This window comes from Ruegeria sp. AD6 (genome assembly GCF_056542325.1).
The window spans coordinates 142,314-161,956 of record NZ_JBQFZQ010000003.1 but is presented as its reverse complement, the minus strand read 5'-3'; the positions used below and the strand labels follow the sequence as shown (position 1 = coordinate 161,956).

Below are 19,643 nucleotides of genomic sequence, written 5' to 3'. Positions count from 1 at the left end.
AGCCAGATGAAGAAGGGATTCCGATGAAGACTGTCTTGTTGACCCATGCCGATTGTCTGGGGCACGTGACGCCGGATGGGCATCCTGAGCGGGTGGCGCGGCTGGAGCATATTCTTCATGCGCTGGAGCCTTTGGATCTGGATCGCAGGACGGCCCCGATGGCGGCGGATGATGATTTGCTGCGGGTCCATCCCGAAGATTACATCCGGGATATTCGGGCCACGCGGCCTGCGGAGGGGTTTGCGCAGATCGATGGGGATACGTTTATGTCTCCGGGCTCTGTCGATGCCGCCTATCGCGCGGCGGGGGCCGTGGTGCGGGCTGTGGATCTGGTGCTGGGCGGTGAGGCTGCGAATGCGTTCTGTGCGATCCGACCGCCGGGGCACCATGCGGAAACGGACAAGGCGATGGGGTTCTGCCTGTTCGGCAATGCGGCTTTGGCGGCGAAACATGCGCTGGATCATCATGGGCTGAGCCGGGTCGCCGTTGTGGATTTCGATGTCCATCACGGCAATGGCACGCAGGATTTGCTGTGGGACGAAAAGCGCGCGCTGGTGATCACCAGCCAACAGATGCCCTTGTGGCCCGGATCAGGGCGACCGGATGAGACCGGCGCTTATGAGACTGTTTTGAACATACCGCTGGCCCCCGGCACAGGCGGGGCCGAGATGCGAGCAGCTTATGAGGCACAGGCTTTCCCGCGTTTGCACGCGTTCAGGCCCGAATTGATCATTATCTCAGCCGGGTTTGACGCGCATCAGGACGATCCGCTGGCCAATCTGAACTGGTCCACGGGCGATTTTGCCTGGATCACGGCTGAGCTATGCAGGATCGCGGATGAGGTTTGTGAGGGCCGTATCGTCTCGACTCTGGAAGGCGGGTATGATCTGAACGCGTTGTCCGAGGCGACACGCGCCCATGTGGAAGAACTGATGAAGGCAGCACGATGACCGATACCCCCGTTGATCAGATGACGTTCGAACAGGCGATGAAAGAGCTTGAGGCCGTGGTCGGCCAATTGGAACGCGGCGATGTGGCGCTGGATCAGTCGATTGATCTCTATGAAAGAGGCGCGAAGCTGAAGAAACGCTGCGAGGATGAGTTGAAGCGGGCCGAGGAAAAGGTCGCCGCGATCACCTTGGATGCTGGCGGCCAGCCGACCGGGACGACGCCTGTCGAAGGTCAGTAAATGTTTCGCGACCAGTTGGCGCGGGATGCGGCGCGCATTCAGGCGCAGTTTGACCATGTCCTGAGCGCCTTTGACGATTTCGATGTGACGCGGGCGATGGGTTATGCCACCGAAGGCGGCAAGCGGTTGCGCGGGTTTCTGGTGCTGGAAAGCGCCCGTCTGCACGACGTGGACGAGGCCCGCGCGATCTGGCCTGCCACGGCGATTGAGGCGCTGCACGCCTATTCTCTGGTCCATGATGATCTGCCTTGTATGGATGACGACGATCTGCGGCGCGGTCGCCCCACGACCCATGTGAAATGGGATGAGGGCACGGCAGTTCTGGCCGGAGATGCCTTGCAGACATTGGCCTTTGAGCTTTGCGCGCGACCCGAAGTTGGGCTGGCAGATATACGGGCTGAATTGACCCTGACATTGGCCAAAGCCAGCGGCGCGCAAGGTATGGTCATGGGGCAGGCGCTGGACATTGCGGCCGAGACTGCAGCAGAACCCTTGTCGCTGCAGGCAATCACGCATTTGCAGGCCGGAAAGACAGGCGCTTTGATCGAATGGTCCGCCTGTGCGGGTGCTCGATTGGCGCAGTCCGATCCCGCCCCGCTGCGCCAATACGCCCAAGCGCTTGGGCTTGCTTTTCAAATCGCAGATGACATTTTGGATGTGGAAGGCGACGCCGAAAAGGCCGGTAAGCGCCTGCAAAAGGATGCGGATGCGGGAAAAGCCACGTTTGTCTCTTTGTTGGGGCTGGGCCCTGCCAAAGCCCGCGCGGCGGAGCTTGTGGATCAGGCCTGCGCCGCGCTGGATGGCTACGGCCCAAGGGCGGAAACCTTGAAGGACGCCGCCCGCTTCGTTATTGCCCGGGACAGCTAAGTCAGGAACGCGCTAAATGTCTGATCGCCCGAACACGCCTCTGTTGGATCTTGTGAGCCGTCCTGCCGACCTAAAGCAATTCTCGGACACGCAGTTGCATCAGGTGGCACAGGAGTTGCGGGCCGAGACGATTTCCGCCGTCTCAGTGACAGGCGGGCATCTGGGCGCAGGTCTGGGCGTTGTGGAACTGACCACCGCGTTGCATGCTGTGTTCGACACCCCGCGCGACAAGATCATCTGGGATGTGGGGCATCAGTGCTATCCGCATAAAATCCTGACCGAGCGGCGCGACCGTATCCGCACGCTGCGCATGAAGGATGGCCTGAGCGGGTTCACCAAGCGCAGCGAAAGCCCGTATGACCCGTTTGGGGCGGCGCATAGCTCGACCTCGATCAGTGCTGCGCTGGGCTTTGCCGTTGCGCGCGATCTGGGTGGCGTCACGCCCGAGGGGCTGGGTGACGCGATTGCGGTGATCGGCGACGGGTCGATGTCGGCGGGCATGGCCTTTGAGGCGATGAACAATGCGGGCCACCTGAAAAAGCGCCTGATCGTCATCCTGAACGACAATGAGATGAGCATCGCCCCCCCGGTTGGTGCGCTGTCCAACTATCTGTCGCGCATCTATGCCGAGGAACCATTCCACGATCTGAAAGCCGCCGCCAAAGGCGCGGTGTCGCTGTTGCCCGAACCGTTCCGCGAAGGGGCCAAGCGCGCCAAGGAAATGCTGAAAGGCATGGCAGTGGGCGGCACCTTGTTCGAAGAACTGGGCTTTTCCTATGTCGGCCCCATCGACGGCCATGATCTGGACCAGTTGCTGCCGGTACTGCGCACGGTCAAGGCCCGCGCAACCGGACCGATCCTGATCCATGTGCTGACCAAGAAGGGCAAAGGCTACGCCCCGGCCGAGCAGGCCCGCGACAAGGGCCACGCCACCGCCAAGTTCGACGTTGTGACGGGCGAGCAGAAGAAGGCACCCTCGAACGCGCCGTCCTATACCTCGGTCTTTGGCAAGACGCTGGTGGATGAGGCCGCGCGCGATGACAAGATCGTGGCTGTCACGGCGGCAATGCCGGATGGGACCGGGCTGAACCTGTTTGCGGAACGCTATCCTTCGCGCTGTTTCGATGTGGCGATTGCGGAACAGCATGGGGTGACCTTTTCGGCGGCGCTGGCGGCGGGCGGGATGAAGCCGTTCTGCGCGATGTATTCGACCTTTTTGCAGCGCGGTTACGATCAGGTGGTGCATGATGTGGCGATCCAGCGCCTGCCGGTGCGATTTGCCATCGACCGCGCGGGGCTGGTCGGCGCAGATGGGGCGACCCATGCCGGGTCGTTTGACATTGCCTATCTGTCGAACCTGCCGGGTATGGTCGTAATGGCCGCCGCAGACGAGGCCGAGTTGATGCATATGATCGCCACAGCCGTTGCCCATGATGACGGCCCCATTGCCTTCCGCTATCCACGTGGCGAAGGCGTAGGCGTCGACCTGCCCGAACGCGGCGAAGTGCTGGAGATCGGCAAGGGCCGTATGATCCAAAAGGGCGCGCGCGTGGCGCTGCTGTCTTTTGGTACTCGTCTGGCCGAGGTTCAGAAGGCGGCCGAAGCGCTTGGCGCGCGGGGGATCACCCCCACCATCGCCGACGCCCGCTTTGCCAAACCGCTGGACCGCGACCTGATCCTGACCCTGGCCGACGACCATGAGGCGCTGATCACCATCGAAGAAGGCGCTGTGGGCGGCTTTGGCAGCCATGTGGCGCAGCTTTTGGCGGATGAAGGCGTGTTTGATCGCGGCCTGAAATACCGCTCGATGGTATTGCCGGACATCTTCATCGATCAGGCCAGCCCGGCGGATATGTACGCGGTCGCTGGCATGAATGCCGAACAGATCGAAGCCAGGGTTCTGGATGTTCTGGGCGTTGCCTCGATCGGTGAAAAACGCGCCTAGGCCGGGCGGTCATGCGGCTTGCAACCCTGATGGGCGAAAGTTAGGCTCGGGTCAGGCTGTTTGAGGCAGCCACCCGGTCCGCGGAAAGCTGTCATCGGCACCTCATTAAGACGACTTGTAAACCAAATCGGTTTCTCAGCCCGGATCAGCGGACCGTCGGGCAGCGGAGGGAAGACCGATGACCAAATCACTCGACCAACTGCGCCGTGACGCGAAGGCCTTGGGCAAAGCTCTGACTGCGGGCGACAAGGGCGCGATGTTACGCGTCCATGGTATTGTCAAAACGCCCAGAAACGGGGTCTACAAACATGCCGACTGCCTGCATGTGATCGCGCGCGAAACGGGGTATGCTACATGGTCCGCGCTGAAACTGGCCGTCGAAACGCAAGGCATGGACCGGGCGCAGAAACAAGGGCGGCTGCGCTGGGCGCTTTACAACGGCTCGGCGGAAACGGTGGCGTATCTGCTGACGCAGGAGCCTGACCTGGCCGGGGATCAGGTGCCGCTGTTGGTTGCGCTTTACGACGTGAATGCGATGCGCCGGGTTCTGGCGCAGGATCCGGGCGCCGCAACGCGCGAATACCCGCCTCGGCGCCCGATGTGCCATCTGGCGTTTTCGCGGCACATCAAGACCGCCCCCGAGAAAGAAGGCGACATGCTGGCCATGGCGGATCTGTTACTGGCCCACGGCGCGGATGTGAATGACAGCTTTGCCTTCGACCCGGAGTCAGACCATCGCCTGTCCGCGCTTTATGGCGCTGTCGGCCATGCGGACAACATGCCCCTGGCCGAATGGCTTTTGGATCACGGCGCGGACCCCAATGACAACGAATCCCTCTACCATTCCACCGAGCTTGGCCATACCGACGGGCTGCGGATGTTGCTGAACCATGGGGCCGATCCCAAGGGCACCAACGCGCTGCCAAGGGCTATTGATTTCAACAGCACCGACGCGGTGCGCCTGTTGCTGGACCATGGCGCAGACCCCAACGAAGGCATCGCGCCTCACCCGTCGGGCGAGCCATCGCTGGTGATCCCCGCCTTGCATCAGACCGCCCGGCGCTTGGCGTCGGGTGAGATCGCCCGGCTCTTGCTGGATCACGGCGCGGACCCAAACGCCGTCAGTCGCGGCCATACGCCCTATGCCTTTGCCCGCGTCTTCGGGAACCGGGATGTGGCGGATGTTCTGGAGCAGGCGGGGGTATCCACGCAGCTATCAGAGACCGAGGCACTTTTGGCGCGTGCAGCGGATGGAGTGCCAAGGCCCGGCGACCGGATCGATATGACTGCCCTATCGGAAGAATTGACCTATCTTCTGGGTCGTCTGGTGTGGCGAGAAGGCAGCCTGCCCCATATGCAGCGCCTTGTGGAGATGGGCTTTGACGCCAACCTGCCGGATGAGATGGGGATGCCGCCGCTGCATCTTGCCGGGTGGGAAGGGATGGCCGATGTCACGGCCTTTTTTCTGCACCAGAACCCGGACCTTGACCACACCAACGCTTATGGGGGCACATTGCTGTCGACGATCATTCACGGGTCAGAAAACTGCCCGCAACGCGCGCATCGCGACCATATCGACTGCGCCCGGATGGCGTTAGAGCGGGGCGTACCATTGCCCCGAAAAGCCCCGCAATTTGCAACCCGGCCCGAGATGTCCGAATTTCTTGCCGATTGGGCGGAGGCGCATCCGGATCAGGTTGCGGAACACGGGGTGATTTGACACGCACCGATGAAAGAAAAGCGGCGGCGCAATTCAAGCGCCGCCGCCCGGCTTGCACTACTGGCGTCAGCCGTCCAGGCAGAAGCCTTCGATGTCGCCATTTGTCCAGTTGTTCGGACCACTGTTCAGAATGGTGCGGTCGCTTACATGGATGCGGATGTTGTAGCCGCAGGGATCCATGCCGGTGGTATCAAGCTCCCAATTGCCAGACGCGCCATCGGTACTCAGCGATCCAGCCGCGTAGCTGATCGTGACCGACGAACTGCCGCCCACAAACGGGGGCAGAACCGTCGCCGCAGGTGCGGCGGAAGTGATGACCATGGTGCCGCCCGCAGCCTCGGGCAGCGGGGTCACATGGATGCGCAGGCTTCCGCAGTGATTGCCCGTCATCGAATACGTGCCCGAGATCACTTCGCCAATGCCGAACTTGCCACAATTCCCTGCGCCGCTTGTGATTTCGACATCTGCGCCGGGCCGGGTGTTGTCGACCATAAAGACCGTCGATACGGTTGTGCCCAGAACCGGACCTGCCGGTTGCCGGAACTCGATGAAGACCGAGTGCAACCCGTTCTCCAGCCCCGTCAATGCGCCCAACAGATCGTCGGCGACCGAGACCAGCGGCGAGGCGGCCAGATAGGGGAACCAATCCCCAACCGCGTTGACCGTCTGCTTGACCGAAAACGGGCTTGGGAAGGTGGTAACATCGGCCTCGAACGGGTTTGTGTAGGCCCGTGGTGCGATATCGGAAGGTCCCTGGATCATGATCCGGTACTCCATCGCGCCTGCCGGGATGTTGAAGGCCCGGCCCTTCAGCAGCGTCCGCCCGCCAAACGGCGCATCGTCGGCATTGGGGATGATACCGCCCACGCCCGCGCCATTGGCATATCCCATGGCGTTGATCTGCGGGATCGGCATGTTTCCGATGGATTCCAGGAAGGGCAGGAACTGTCCGGGCACGCCGCCTTTCGGAAGATGTTCGACCTCGATCGTGCAATCGGCCCGGTCGCCCCAATGGGGCACGAAATCCGGATCATTCGGCGCGGGCGGGACGGCCCAGGACAGGATACCGCGAATCCGCGCCTGCCCGGTCTTGCACCATTCTTTGCGATGATCATCCAGATCCACCGGCAGCGAGGCCTGATACCACAGCCCGTCATCCGGGATCTGATCGATATTGTGCACATCGACCCAGGTGATGCCCTGGAATTCCCAGCCCGATCCGAAATCAAGGTAGAAGGCGACATATTCCCGCGACCCTTGCGAACACAGATCGCCCGAATAGCCACTGGCGCGCTTGATCTCGATCACGCCATGCAGGTGCGAGGTGTCGCGATCCAGACCAACGCAGTGAAGCTCTTCATATGTCGTGTTGAAGTCGGGCTTCATGATGAAGTCATCGAAATCCGAAAGGTCGATGTCAATATCCGGTATCTGGAAGGCCGCCATCGTCTGGCTTGCGGCGATATCCGTGCTGTCGGCCGCAAGTTTGACCATGGTGGGAAAGACATTACGCAGAACCTGCATCTTGTCCGCCCGGTCGGTCTTTTTCATCAACTGCGCCAGCGAGGCCGCCGGTTTGTTCGCAACCAACTGGGTTTCCAGCAGCGATGTCGCCTGCTGCAGCACTTTCGGATCGATCTGTTGAATGCCGATATCGGTGATATGATCGATCAGGTTGCATAGGAACGGGCTTCTGGGGTTGATCTGAATGTCGCGCTCCAGCCTGTTGCCCCAGATCGGCAGCCAGTTCGGCATGTTGGCCGGCGGGACCACGTTCCAGGACAGAACGGCCCGAACGGTCGGCAAAACCGGGTCGCGGTCGCAACATGTCCGTTTCTTGGGATCGACCTTGATCGACACCGCGTAACACAGGTCATCCTTGAACCCAAGGTCATGGATGTTGAAGCTGTTCACCCCGCTGTCGACCCACACGCCGTCACCGTAATCGAGGTAAAAGCGCACATATTCCTGCGACCCGTCGGTGCAGGGCCCGCCGCCATAGCCATCGGCCTGCTTGATCCGCACAATCGCGGTCAGGATGCTGCTGTCGGGGTTGTAGCCGATGCAGGTCAGTTCTTCGAACGCGACGTCCTGAATCTTTTTCAGAACCGGCTTTTGCAGCCCTTTCAGGTCCAGTTGGGACAGGTTGCCAAAATAGTTCGGGTTCTGAAGCAGCCTGAAATTGGCAGAGGTTCGAAGTTCAATTTCCTTGCTGACATCCGTCATGGGAATTCTCCAATAAATGCTTAAAATAAATAAAAAACATGCAGTCAAAAATACCTGCACAGGTTGTATTATACACGATTTTGGCTGATTCCGCGACTGCCCGTTGGGGCTTGGCTGCAAATGGCCGATGCCAGCGCGGCACAACCTGGCGGTGATGCAGGCCTGGCCAATCTGTGCTAGTCTATGGGTAAGCCAAGCGCACGAACACTCCTGATAGTTGCTGACTTTTTTCATGCCGTAGGAGGGCTTTTGATGGTTACCCCGAACGCCGAAGGCGATCTTTATCCGCTGCTCAGGGCCTACAAGAAACAGCATTTGGGCAAGGGTGCGTTTCGACGATATGACGCCCATGCGATTGGGATCGGGCAGAAAATCGTATCGGGCAAACCAACCGATACGCTGTGCCTGCGGTTCTATGTCAGCTGCAAGCACCCGACAGACCGAATAGCGCCGGATCGCCGGGTGCCCGCCGCATTCCGAACTTGGTCGCAGCGCGACGGGCGCGAGGTCGAATTGCCGACCGATGTGATCGAGCAGCCGCCGATGCGCTTTACTGCCGACCCGACAGACAGGTTCCGCCCCGTGCCGGGCGGGGTCAGCGGCGGCTCGGTCTTTACCGGCACGATCGGTGGCTGGGCGTGGGACCGGACCGATGCAAGCTTTGTGATGCTGACGGCGTGTCACGTCGTGGGGTTCTTTGACGTTGTGGTCCTGTTGAACGGACCGATGCTGCAGCCGGGCTTGTCGGATGGTGGCGACGTGACGGACGACCGGGTGGGAACCGTCAAGCGGCTGATTGAGTTGCAGGCAGGCGAAACCAGAACCGTCGACGCGGCCATTGCCGAACCCACCAACACCGACATGGTGCAAACCGTTGTGCTGAACGTCGGCTCGGCGATCTATGCGGTGGACACACCGACGCTGGGCATGGCTGTGCAGAAGTCGGGCAAATCCAGCGGGTTGACCCAGGGCCAGATTGTCGATGCGGATGTGGACACTGCCGTGTTCCTGGCCGACGACATCTTCTTTTTCGAGGATGTCGTGCAGATTCAGGCCTCTGACGGTGGCGTTTGGGCGGAACCGGGCGACTCGGGCTCTGTCGTGTTTTCGCAGGCAGGGTTGCCGACGTCCTCGGTCATCCACCCGGCTGTGGGACTGCATTTCGCCAGTTCCACGGATTCTGACGGGCTGGCCTGCAAGATGCGAAATGTTTTCGAGCAGCTTGATCTGGCACCGATTTGCGATGGCCTGTTTGCTGATTTTGTCGAAGAGATGGCGGTTGCGCCAGGCTTCACCTCACCCGACGCAGATGTGTCACCGGCGGCGGGGCTGCATCCCTTCACACCGCGCGAAAGACGCTGGGCAAGGGCCGGGTCCCCGGCCCGCGGTCTTGGGCGCGATCTGCAGACCCGTCTGGACGGATCGGGCAGCGGGCGTCAGTTGAACACTCTGGTCAGTGCACACCGCGCAGCCCTGACCGAGTTGATGATCCGAAATGGCGATGTGCGCCGCGCCGCGGTTGCCGCCATAGGCCCGATCCTGTCCGGGGCGGTCACCACAAGTGACGTCTTGTCCCGACGTATCTGTGCCCAGGATGTCAAGCGGCTGCAAAAACTGATCCATGAGATCGAACGATCCGGCGATGAAAAGCTGGTGGCGTCGGTGCAGGCCATGGCCAAAATGCTGGAGGTGGTTGAGGGCAAGTCCCTGTCCGACCTGTTCGAACAGGGTGCCGCTTATTGAACGGTTGGGCCGAGGCCAAGATCAGGTTGCGACAGGATTGCCGTCCGGCTGCGTTCGGCAAGACCACAGGATCAGCAGCAGGAAGGACAGGTTCAGCACAACGTTGAACGGCGCGCCCACAAGGATGGATCCTGCGCTATCGGTGCAGAACCATGTCCACGCTGCAATCTTTGCAACCTTCGCGGCCACCATCGCAGACAAAGGCGCAACATGGGTACCCAATGCCCATTGCATAGCGCCCAGCCCGGCCGTCAGACCGCCCGTGATCGCCAGCAATAATGTGGTCGGAGCGGATATATCCGAAGGAACCGTTTGGAACGGCCAATACGCGACCGTCAGAAAAATATGCGCAAGACCGTGCAAAGCCGGAAGCGCGGTAAGCGCGAATAGAACGCCGGTCACGATCAGAATAATGCCGGACAGGCGCATTGCGGAATGTTGTCGGGTCATGGTCCCCTCCTGTTCAAGACCCGCCCTTGATGCGCCATGCGCCGAACACAAAGCAATTACGTCAGAGGTAAGTGATTTCTGCACCCGTGATTGCTAGGCTGACGCCATGACCCCGTATCCCCGATTGCTGAAAGAGTGGCGCAAGCGGCGCCGGATGAGCCAGCTTGATCTGGCGGTTGAGGCTGATGTCAGCGCCCGCCATATCTCGTTCCTAGAAACCGGCAGGTCCCGGCCCAGCCCGGACATGATCCTGCACCTGTCCGAGGTCATGGATGTGCCGGTCGATGCGCGCAATCAGATGATGCGGGCCGAAGGGTTTGCCGCGCGATTTGCGGCGACGCCCTTCGATGATGCCGCCATGGCCCCCATCCGCAGCGCCGTGGAGTGGACGCTAAAACAGCATGAACCTTACCCGGCAATGGTGCTGGACCGGCTGTGGCACCTTGTTCGGCTGAACAAACCCGCCGAAATGCTGTTTGCACCGCTTGGGATCGCGCAAGGTCAAAGCCTTCTGACGCTGATCACCAGCCCACTGATGGCCGAGCTTGTCGAGAACTGGCCCGAGGTTGCCCATCACACAATGCTGCGCCTGCGGTCCGAAAGCGCCAATGCCGGTGGCCTGCCGGAACTGGACGCCGCCGCGCGGGCCCTGGCGGAACAGGCGCAGATTCGCAGTGACGCCGCAATTGGCCCAACCATTCCGACGATCTATCGGTTTGGCGACCAACGCGTTTCGATGTTCGGCACCATCGCACAGTTCAGCACCGTTACGGATGTGACGCTGGATGATCTGAAGATCGAACTGTTCTTTCCGTCCGATGATGCCAGCGCGGATTTCCTGCAAGCCTTGTCCCATTCGGCGCAGCATTGAGGATGCCCCAAGCGGCAATTGACCAGTGCCACTACGCCAGTTGCTTCAACCGGGGCATCAAATCCAGCAGCTCTTTGGTATAGGCATGCTGAGGGGCCGAGAATAGGGCATCGGTGTCCTGAACCTCGACCAGTTTGCCCTGTCGCATGACGCCCACCCGATCACACATCTGCCGCACGACGGGCAGATCGTGGCTGATGAACAGCATTGTCAGGCCAAGGTGATCCTGTAGGTCCTTCAGAATGTTCAAAATCTGTGCCTGAATCGAGACGTCCAGCGCGCTTGTCGGCTCGTCACAGATCAGGAACCGGGGCTGCGTGGCCAGCGCGCGGGCGATACAGATGCGCTGGCGCTGCCCGCCCGAGAATTCATGCGGGTATTTGCGCCAGGCATCCTTGGCCAGACCGACCCAATCCAGCAACTCGCGCACGCGCGGCTCAACGGCGGGTTTTGGCAGGATTTTGTGGTGATGGATCGGCTCGGCCACAAGGTCCCCGACCTTCATGCGGGGGTTTAGGCTTGAGAACGGGTCCTGAAAGATCATCTGGATCTGGCGGCGATAGGCCTGCAGTGCGTCCGCCCCCATGGCGGTCACGTCCTGCCCATCAAAGATCACTTGGCCACCGTCCACCGGATAAAGCGTGCCGATCATCCGTGCGACAGTGGATTTGCCGGACCCGCTTTCGCCGACAAGGCCAAACACCTCACCGTCGCGAATATCAAAACTGACCTGATCCACGGCGGTAAAGTACTTGCGCTGCGACGGCAGCAGACCGCCCTTTTGCAGGAAGGTCTTGGTGATGTTCTCGACCTCAAGCAGCTTGCCCGATCTGGACAAATCGGTTTTGTCCCAATGGGCTGCCAGATCGTCGATCTTGAAGGTTCTCTCCCGCTCGCCATAGCTGACGACCGGAAAGCGTTCGACCTTGGTGTGCGGGCGCGGCACAGCGGCAATCAGGGATTTGGTATAGTCATGCGTGGGTGCGCCGAGGATCTGATCGGTGGTGCCACTCTCGACCACATGGCCGGAATACATCACGGTCACTGTGTCTGTGGTATCGGCAATGACTCCCATGTCATGCGTCACAAGAATCACGCCGACCTGACGTTCCTTGGCCAGTTCCTTGATCAGATCCAGCACTTGTGCCTGCACCGACACGTCCAACGCGGTCGTGGGTTCATCTGCGATCAACACGCTGGGTTCGGTACACAGCGCAAGCGCGATCACCACCCGCTGACGCATCCCGCCGGAAAACTGGTGCGGGTATTGATTGAACCGATCCGCCGGGTCCGGGATGGACACCCGATCCAGCAGGGCAATGGCGCGTTTCTTCGCCTCGGACGCCGACAGGCCAAGATGCAGCTGGATTGTCTCGACCAATTGCTCACCCACCGTGAACAGCGGGTTCAGGGAGGTCAGAGGGTCCTGAAAGATCATCCCGATCTCTTTGCCCCGGATTCTGCGCTTGTCCTCGGCGTCCAACTCGTCAATCCGGCGACCGTTCAGCCAGACCTCGCCCTCGGAGACATGGGCCGGAGGGTCCAGCAGGCCGATCACGGCGTTGCCGGTCATGGACTTTCCAGCCCCGCTTTCGCCGACAACGCCCCGGATTTCACCGGGATGTAGGTCATAGGTCACATGCTCGACCGGCTTGAAGATGCCGTGGCGGGTGGGGATTTCCACCGTCAGGTTGCGGATCGAAAGAACGGGGTCGGTCATTTCAGCCTCGGGTTCAGAACATCGCGCAGCCAGTCGCCAAGCAGGTTCACACTCAGCGCCAGCGCCAGCAGGGTGCAGGCGGGGAAGAACAGGATCCACCACTCACCCGAGAACAGGAAGCCCTGCCCGATACGGATCAGCGTGCCCAGCGACGGTTGCGTAGGCGGCGCACCAACACCAAGGAAACTGAGCGTCGCCTCGGCAATGATCGCCAGCGCCAATGAGATGGTGGCGATCACCAGCACCGGTGACAGCACGTTGGGCAGGATATGGCGCAGCATGATGGTCAGCGGGCTTTGCCCAATGATGCGCGCGGCGGCGACGTAATCCTTGTTCTTTTCAACCAGCGTGGCACCCCGGACGACGCGTGCGAACTGCACCCAGTCGGACAGGCCAATGGCAAGGATCAGCACCCAGATCGCCATCTGGTCTCGGTATTCAATGGGCGTGATGCCCTTGGCGATGCCAAAGATCAGCATGGCCAGAAGGATTGATGGGAAGGTCAGCTGCACATCCGCCGTACGCATGATGATGGTTTCGGTCCAGCCGCCGAAATAGCCGGACAGCAAGCCCAGAATGATCCCCAGAACCATGGCAAACAGAACCGCCGCCACGCCCACAAACAGCGAGATTCGCATGCCGTAGAGAATGGTTGAGAACACATCCCGGCCCTGATCGTCGGTGCCCATCAGGAAGCTTTCACCGGTAAAGGCATTGGGCTCCATGGGCGGGGTGAAGCCATTCATCAGGTTCAGGCTGGCCGGATCAAACGGGTTCGTCGGCGCAATCAGCGGTGCAAGGATGGTGGCAAGGATCAGCACCAAAGCCACCGTCGCAGAGACTATGGCCACGGGCGAGCGGCGAAAGGCGTAGAACTGGTCGCTGTCCAGAATGCGTCTTACTCGGCTCATGCGCTGACCCTCAGGCGCGGGTCGATGAAGGCGTAAAGGATGTCGACCGCAAGGTTGATGGTGACGAAGATGACCGAGATCATCATCAGGTAAGCTGCCATGACAGGAATATCCACGAACTGGATTGCATTGATGAACAAAAGGCCAAGGCCCGGCCACTGGAACACCGTTTCGGTGATGATGGCAAAGGCGATGATGGCCCCCAATTGCAGGCCAATGATGGTGATGACGGGAACCATGGTGTTTTTCAGCGCATGGCGGAAGTTTATGGTCCGGTCGCTCAGTCCACGGGCGCGGGCAAAGCGGATGTAGTCCTGCCGCAGCACCTCCAGCATCTCGGATCGCACCAGCCGCATGATCAGGGTCATTTGGTACAATCCCAGCGTGATCGCGGGCAGGATCAACGCCTTGAGGCCACTGGCGGTCAGGAACCCGGTGTTCCACCAGCCAAGGTCAACGACCTCACCGCGCCCAAAGCTGGGCAGCCAGCCCAGTTCGACCGAGAAGACGTAGATCAACAGAATACCGATCAGGAAGGTGGGCAGAGACACCCCGATCAGCGAGGCCGACATGATGAAATTCGCCGCAAACCCGTCCCGCCGGATTGCGGTAAAGACGCCCAGCGCAATGCCCAGAACAATGGCAAACACGGCTGACACCATTGCCAGTTCCAGCGTCGCAGGGGCGCGTTCGGCCAGAATCTCGGCCACCGGGCGACCCTGGCGGAAGCTGACGCCGAAATTGCCCTGCACCGCCTCTTGCAGGAACTTCACATATTGCACCGGAAATGGCTGATCGAGGCCCAATTGGCTGCGCAACCGTTCCACGTCTTCCATGGTCCGTTCCTGCCCCAGCATGTTGTCGATCGGATCACCGACAAAGCGGAACATGGAAAAGGCGACAAGGCCCACGACGAACAGAACCAGCGCCGACTGGGCCACACGCCTGATGATGTATGACAGCATTTAGTTGACCGTGACCCAGCGCAGAAGAAAGAAGTTGTCGGGCCGTTGCGTCAGCTCGATATTGCTGCGGGCACCCCAGACCAAAGGCTGAACGTAAAGCGGCACGTAAGCTACCTCGTCCTGCAGGATACCTGCGACCTCATCCAGCATTGCCTGACGTGCGGGTTCGTCAATCTCGGACTGGATCAGCGGCAGCAGTTCATCCACGCGAGGGTTCGAATAGCCGCCAAAGTTCCACGAACCCAGCTTCTTTTCCTCATTCGGGGTCGCGGCGAGAAAGCGCACGGGATGTTCGGCATCAAACGTGCCAGGCGACCAGCCCAGAAGATACATGTCGAAATTGTCGGCCCGCAGTTCCGGCCAGTAGTTTTGCACCGGCATCGCATCCAGCGTCACATTCAGCCCGGCCTGCGTCAGCATGGCGGTGATCGCCTGACAAACCGCTTCATCATTCAGATAGCGATTGTTGGAGCATTTGAAGCTGACCTCGGCCCCCTCTGCCCCCGCTTCGGCAAGCAGCGCCTTGGCCCCATCGGGGTCATAGGCGTAAGGGTTTGAATTGGCCGCTGAATAGCCGCGCATCGCCGGGCTGACCAACTGACTGGCTACCTCGGCATTGCCACGCATGATGGTCTGAAGGATGGCCGGAACGTTAACCGCCTTGGCCACCGCCTCGCGGGTTCGCGGATCAAGGAACAGGTCGGAATCACCCTGCCCGGCCTCGCTTGCGCCTTCTTTCTGGTCAAAGCCCAGCATAATCACGCGCGCTTCGATCCCCTGAATGACTTTCACATCCGGGTTGCCCTGCAACCGCGCCACATCCTGAATGGGGACCGGGTTAATAAAATCCACATCGCCCGACAGCAGAGCCGCCAGAGCGGTTGCCGGGTTCTGGATCGGCACCAGTTCGGCGCGGGTCAGGTTGTGCTCTGCCTCGTCCCACCAGCCCTCGAAAGGCTCAAGGACAGAACGCAACCCCGGTTCGCGTGCGGTGACACGAAAGGCACCGGTGCCGTTGGCGTTAATCGTCGCATGGTTCCCGGCCTCTTTGTCGGGAAGGGCGGCATCGTTGGCCTCGGCCCAGCCGCTGTCCATGATCATCCAGTTGGCGATGCTGTCAGGAAAGATCGGATTTGGCGCGGTGGTCATCACATCGACGGTGTAATCGTTAACTTTCACCACCTCACTGACCGGCGCGAACCAACTACGGGTGTCTGAATTTTCATCGGACGCGCGCTGATACGAGAAAATCACATCATCGGCATTGAATTCGGACCCATCATGAAATGTCACGCCCTCGCGCAGCTTGAACCGCCAGCCTGCACCGTCCCCGATGGTTTCCCAACTGGTGGCCAGCGCCGGTTCGATGGTCATATCCTTGCCCCGACGCACCAGCCCTTCGTAGACATTGTTCAGGAACCCCAGAACAGGGGCGGAATTCACCGCATGAGGATCCATCGTTTGCGGATCGGTGGTGACGGCAAAGGTGAACTCTTCGGCCGCAACCGGCATGGCAAGCGCGCCCAAAAGCGCGGCAGTGGTCAGACGTTTCATGATAGCTCCCACTTTTTTGGTGCCGGGCCCCGTATCCCGAGGCCCGGCGACACGGGTTAGTTCAGGCCGAAATGTTTCACCATCGGCTGATCTTCGGGATCGACGTTGATGTCCAGATTCTCGGCCATGCCCCAGTTCAGCACCTGATGGTGGATCGGGATATACAGCTGTTCATCCTGCACCACGCGCCAGATCTCGGCGATAGCCTGATCGCGCGCAACGAGGTCCGTGTTCGAGGCCAGAGACTTGATCTTGGCGTCCAGCTCGTCATTGTCAAAGCCGGTTCCGTTCCACGTGCCAATGTCGCTTTCACGACCGTGAACCAGGAAGTTGAAGATGTATTCCGAGTCATAGGTCGGAACGCCCCAACCCAGCATGTAGAAATCGGTCTTTCCATCCGTGATCAGCGGGAAGTGCTGCGCCTTGGGCTTGGCATCCAGATTCACGGTGATGCCGATCTGACCCAGCATCCCGACAGCGGCCTGACAGATGCCTTCATCGTTGATGTAACGGTCGTTCGGGCAATCCAGCCGGATCGAGAATCCGTCAGGATAGCCCGCCTCGGCCAGCAGGGCCTTGGCGCCTTCGACATCCGTGCTGCTTTCACCGTCCATCTCGGCCGTCCAGCCATTTACGAAGGGCGGCGCGATCATCCCGGCAGGTTGCGACTGACCGCGCATGACCACCTGCTTGATAGCGTCGCGGTTGATGGCCTTGGACATGGCCTGACGCACGCGCACATCGGCCAAAGGATTCTTGCCATCGACATTATCCGCTTCGATGTCATCCCCGCCCTGGTTCATGCCAAAAAAGATCACCCGGTTCTGAGGTGCCTGTTTGACAACCAGACCATCCACGGCATTGACCCGGTCGAGATCCTGAACCGGCATGTCCTGAAGGAAATTCACCTCACCCGACAGCATCGCCGCGACGCGGGTCGCGTCGTTCTGGATCGGCGTATAGATGATTTCGCTGATCGCCATCGGGAACTGATCGCGGCCCCAGTAATCCTCGTTCCGCTGCATCACGGTTTTCACGTCCGGCTCGCGGCTGACCAGTTTGTAGGGCCCGGTACCGTTTACGTTGGTGGTGGCAAAGGTAATCTCTCCGCCTTCGAAATCCTGCACATCGACCGTGTTGTTCGCCTCGGTCCAGCCCTGATCCATGATGAACAGGTCCGTCAGGTTCGCCGGCAGGATCGGGTTCGGGCCGTCGGTCACAATCTCGACCGTGTGGTCATCGACAGCGCGCACTTCGACGATCGAGTTGATCAGTTCCTTCATGTCCGAGTTCGGCTGTTTGGCACGGTTGATGCTGAACACCACGTCTTCCGCCGTGAAATCGGCCCCATCATGGAACTTCACGCCCTGACGCAGGTTGAACACCCAGACATTGGGATCACTCTCACTGGGGGCCCAATCCGTGGCAAGTGCAGGCTCAAAAGCGCCGGATGTATCGCGGATAATCAGCGGTTCATACATCTGATGGCGCACGGTATGCGTGGGCCCTTCGTTTTGCGAATGCGGATCCAGCGTCAGCGCATCGCCCGAGCGCGCCCAGCGCAGGGTTTCCGCACTGGCCAACGTCGTCGACGTCATCAGCACCGCAAGTGCAAGCATTGGTTTGTTCATAATTTCCTCCCTTTTTGCAGTCATTTAGCTGCACCGAATTCACGATGCAGTGCCGCAAATTTCTGTGATTGTTATGGGAGTGGATAGCATACCAACTGCGAGAGCATGTCAATCATTCTGGGTCGGGTCCCCTGAATCGGTCTGGGCCTTGGGCCAAGAGGGCTGGTGTTCGCTCGGATGCGCCGACGGGTTCAATCCCTGTTTTGAGGGTGCTCCGCAGCTGATGGTTATTCCCATAGTGACTGACAACTATTGCGCTGATGATAAAGTAGGGCGCATGCGTGCCTTCGAAATTCTCTGGATCGTTCTGTTTCGCTTCAAGCCAATTGCCAGAGCTTGGGCCATCTGCCTGATACTTGTGAATCTGGCCTCTCTGCTCTTCCTCGATTCCTATTATGCTTGGTTCAACCTTGTCGCGGTCGGGGTCGGTATTTCGCTGATGATCGTGATTTACTTCAGATTGGGTTTTGTCAGGCTGCTTGGCGCAGGCCACTTTCTATGGGTCCCAATGATCGCCTATTTCGTTTCTAATTTGCCGGACAAAGACACGGACCCTGCGCTTTTTTGGTGGGTTTGTGTTCTTGCAGGCTTCAACAGTGTTTCATTGGTCATTGACGCAATTGATGTTGCACGGTTTTTGAAAGGCGAACGCAATCCGCATTACGTATGGCAATAGAGTAAGCCAATGACTGAAGTCAGATCATCAAAGAACCAAACACAGATGCCGCACAAAGATACTCAGGACTGGCTACCGCCCTATTCTCAATCATTGGGGCTAGAGCTGAAATCGGTTGAGCCAGAAAAAGTCATTGCCACTTTGCGTGTCAGACCGGACATGGGCAACCGGAACGGCGTCATGCACGGTGGGGCGATCATGGGGGCAGCGGACTCGATTGGCGGTGTTGCGGCGGCTCTGAACCTCGAAGAAGGGGCCAGCACCACGACATTGGAAAGCAAAACCAACTTTATTCGGCCAATTCAGATCGAAGACCAGATCACACTGACCTGCATTCCGTTGCACCGAGGTCGGAAGACGATGATATGGCAAACCACTGTCGCGCTGTCGGACGGCCGCCCGGCTGCCATTGTGACACAGACGCAGTTGACGCTGACCTGGTCAGATTGATGGTGCTAAGTCGACTTTGACTGTGCTTTTTTCTTTCGACGTTTTGGCAAGTCCCGGTCCATCTCGACAAACGCGACATGAAAGAGATCCCGCAGCTCGTCCTTCTTCAGTCCGGGAGATCCCTGTTCCTCGTCCAATACTATGACGCACTGGTGATCGTGATGATTCACGTCAGCGTTCTCGCTCGTTTGAGCCTTGCGAAGAACAGACAAGACATACGGTATCAAATTCTCTCCTCCCACTTATTTGCCCAAGCTTTGCCGCTGCGGGCCACATCCGAGCGCAACTGGTGAGGCAGGCTCTAGGATCCCCTTCCGTGAGTGCTTCCCGCAGCGACACCGCGGATGTAGGGGTTTCGTTTTGAGACGTAAGGGGGAAGGAATCGACGATTTGCATCAGTTTTTGACCGCGCAGTCAAAATAACCAGCGATAGTTGACGCTTACGTCAACTTGTTAAGGAAAGTGTCAACCAAAGCGACGTTACGTCGTTTTTTCGGCCGTCTCAGATTCAATGCTGTATGATGGCTTCAATTCTGACCATCCAACTGTCATCCGAAGCGATTGAGTCAATAATCGACGGCGTTTTCACTGAGAAGAACTGGTGCCGCTGAAGGGACTCGAACCCCCGACCCCATCATTACGAATGACGTGCTCTACCAGCTGAGCTACAGCGGCACCTTGGGCCACCCGGACCCGGGTGTGAAGGCTCGTTTAAACCGTCGCTC

16 protein-coding genes and 1 tRNA gene are annotated in these 19,643 nt (G+C 59.6%); 9 read left to right on the top strand and 8 right to left on the bottom strand.

Going from position 1 to position 19,643, the window contains the following annotated elements:
- Positions 1-23 precede the first annotated feature (23 nt).
- From ACR0KJ_RS09440 to ACR0KJ_RS09420, 5 genes are all read left to right on the top strand, one after another.
- Positions 24-950 carry a histone deacetylase family protein gene (locus ACR0KJ_RS09440; RefSeq protein ID WP_480626521.1) on the top strand — a complete coding sequence of 309 codons (927 nt, stop codon included), beginning with the start codon at positions 24-26 and terminating at the stop codon, positions 948-950.
- The gene (locus tag ACR0KJ_RS09435; RefSeq protein ID WP_170453459.1) at positions 947-1,189 is read left to right on the top strand and encodes an exodeoxyribonuclease VII small subunit; all 243 of its coding nucleotides are present in this window, start codon (positions 947-949) and stop codon (positions 1,187-1,189) included. Before ACR0KJ_RS09440 ends, ACR0KJ_RS09435 begins: the two co-directional genes overlap by 4 nt.
- On the top strand, positions 1,190-2,056 hold the full coding sequence (locus tag ACR0KJ_RS09430; RefSeq protein WP_170453458.1) for a polyprenyl synthetase family protein: 867 nt from the start codon (positions 1,190-1,192) through the stop codon (positions 2,054-2,056).
- A 16-nt stretch (positions 2,057-2,072) separates the two neighbouring features.
- The gene (dxs, locus tag ACR0KJ_RS09425; RefSeq protein WP_170453457.1) at positions 2,073-4,001 is read left to right on the top strand and encodes a 1-deoxy-D-xylulose-5-phosphate synthase; all 1,929 of its coding nucleotides are present in this window, start codon (positions 2,073-2,075) and stop codon (positions 3,999-4,001) included.
- Positions 4,002-4,179: 178 nt separating this feature from the next.
- Positions 4,180-5,721: an ankyrin repeat domain-containing protein gene (locus tag ACR0KJ_RS09420; protein WP_170623378.1), complete on the top strand. Its 1,542-nt coding sequence runs from the start codon at positions 4,180-4,182 to the stop codon at positions 5,719-5,721.
- A gap of 66 nt (positions 5,722-5,787) precedes the next feature.
- Here ACR0KJ_RS09420 and ACR0KJ_RS09415 read toward each other — a convergent pair whose 3' ends face one another.
- Complete coding sequence (locus ACR0KJ_RS09415) at positions 5,788-7,947, bottom strand: hypothetical protein (RefSeq protein WP_480626520.1); 2,160 nt, start codon at positions 7,945-7,947, stop codon at positions 5,788-5,790.
- Between the two features lie 252 nt (positions 7,948-8,199).
- Between ACR0KJ_RS09415 and ACR0KJ_RS09410 the strand changes: the two genes are divergently transcribed.
- A complete protein-coding gene (locus ACR0KJ_RS09410) occupies positions 8,200-9,690 on the top strand; it encodes a chymotrypsin family serine protease (protein ID WP_480626519.1) in 1,491 nt (496 codons plus the stop codon).
- Between the two features lie 21 nt (positions 9,691-9,711).
- On the opposite strand, the gene ACR0KJ_RS09405 is transcribed toward ACR0KJ_RS09410, so the two are convergent.
- On the bottom strand, positions 9,712-10,140 hold the full coding sequence (locus tag ACR0KJ_RS09405) for a hypothetical protein (protein ID WP_480626518.1): 429 nt from the start codon (positions 10,138-10,140) through the stop codon (positions 9,712-9,714).
- A 106-nt stretch (positions 10,141-10,246) separates the two neighbouring features.
- Between ACR0KJ_RS09405 and ACR0KJ_RS09400 the strand changes: the two genes are divergently transcribed.
- Positions 10,247-11,011 carry a helix-turn-helix domain-containing protein gene (locus ACR0KJ_RS09400; RefSeq protein ID WP_480626517.1) on the top strand — a complete coding sequence of 255 codons (765 nt, stop codon included), beginning with the start codon at positions 10,247-10,249 and terminating at the stop codon, positions 11,009-11,011.
- Positions 11,012-11,042: 31 nt separating this feature from the next.
- Here ACR0KJ_RS09400 and ACR0KJ_RS09395 read toward each other — a convergent pair whose 3' ends face one another.
- The 5 genes from ACR0KJ_RS09395 to ACR0KJ_RS09375 are packed head-to-tail and all read right to left on the bottom strand — an operon-like array spanning position 11,043 to position 17,792.
- On the bottom strand, positions 11,043-12,731 hold the full coding sequence (locus ACR0KJ_RS09395; protein WP_480626516.1) for an ABC transporter ATP-binding protein: 1,689 nt from the start codon (positions 12,729-12,731) through the stop codon (positions 11,043-11,045).
- Complete coding sequence (locus ACR0KJ_RS09390) at positions 12,728-13,642, bottom strand: ABC transporter permease (protein ID WP_170521057.1); 915 nt, start codon at positions 13,640-13,642, stop codon at positions 12,728-12,730. The genes ACR0KJ_RS09395 and ACR0KJ_RS09390 overlap by 4 nt, the downstream gene beginning before the upstream one ends.
- Complete coding sequence (locus tag ACR0KJ_RS09385) at positions 13,639-14,607, bottom strand: ABC transporter permease (protein WP_170521055.1); 969 nt, start codon at positions 14,605-14,607, stop codon at positions 13,639-13,641. Before ACR0KJ_RS09385 ends, ACR0KJ_RS09390 begins: the two co-directional genes overlap by 4 nt.
- Positions 14,608-16,161 (bottom strand): ABC transporter substrate-binding protein, encoded by a 1,554-nt coding sequence (locus ACR0KJ_RS09380; protein ID WP_480626515.1) that lies wholly within the window; start codon positions 16,159-16,161, stop codon positions 14,608-14,610.
- Positions 16,162-16,217: 56 nt separating this feature from the next.
- Complete coding sequence (locus ACR0KJ_RS09375; protein WP_480626514.1) at positions 16,218-17,792, bottom strand: ABC transporter substrate-binding protein; 1,575 nt, start codon at positions 17,790-17,792, stop codon at positions 16,218-16,220.
- Between the two features lie 238 nt (positions 17,793-18,030).
- Between ACR0KJ_RS09375 and ACR0KJ_RS09370 the strand changes: the two genes are divergently transcribed.
- On the top strand, positions 18,031-18,468 hold the full coding sequence (locus ACR0KJ_RS09370; protein ID WP_480583467.1) for a hypothetical protein: 438 nt from the start codon (positions 18,031-18,033) through the stop codon (positions 18,466-18,468).
- 45 nt (positions 18,469-18,513) lie between these two features.
- Positions 18,514-18,918 carry a PaaI family thioesterase gene (locus tag ACR0KJ_RS09365; protein ID WP_170735618.1) on the top strand — a complete coding sequence of 135 codons (405 nt, stop codon included), beginning with the start codon at positions 18,514-18,516 and terminating at the stop codon, positions 18,916-18,918.
- 599 nt (positions 18,919-19,517) lie between these two features.
- Here ACR0KJ_RS09365 and ACR0KJ_RS09360 read toward each other — a convergent pair.
- A tRNA-Thr gene (locus ACR0KJ_RS09360) sits at positions 19,518-19,593 on the bottom strand.
- Positions 19,594-19,643 lie beyond the last annotated feature (50 nt).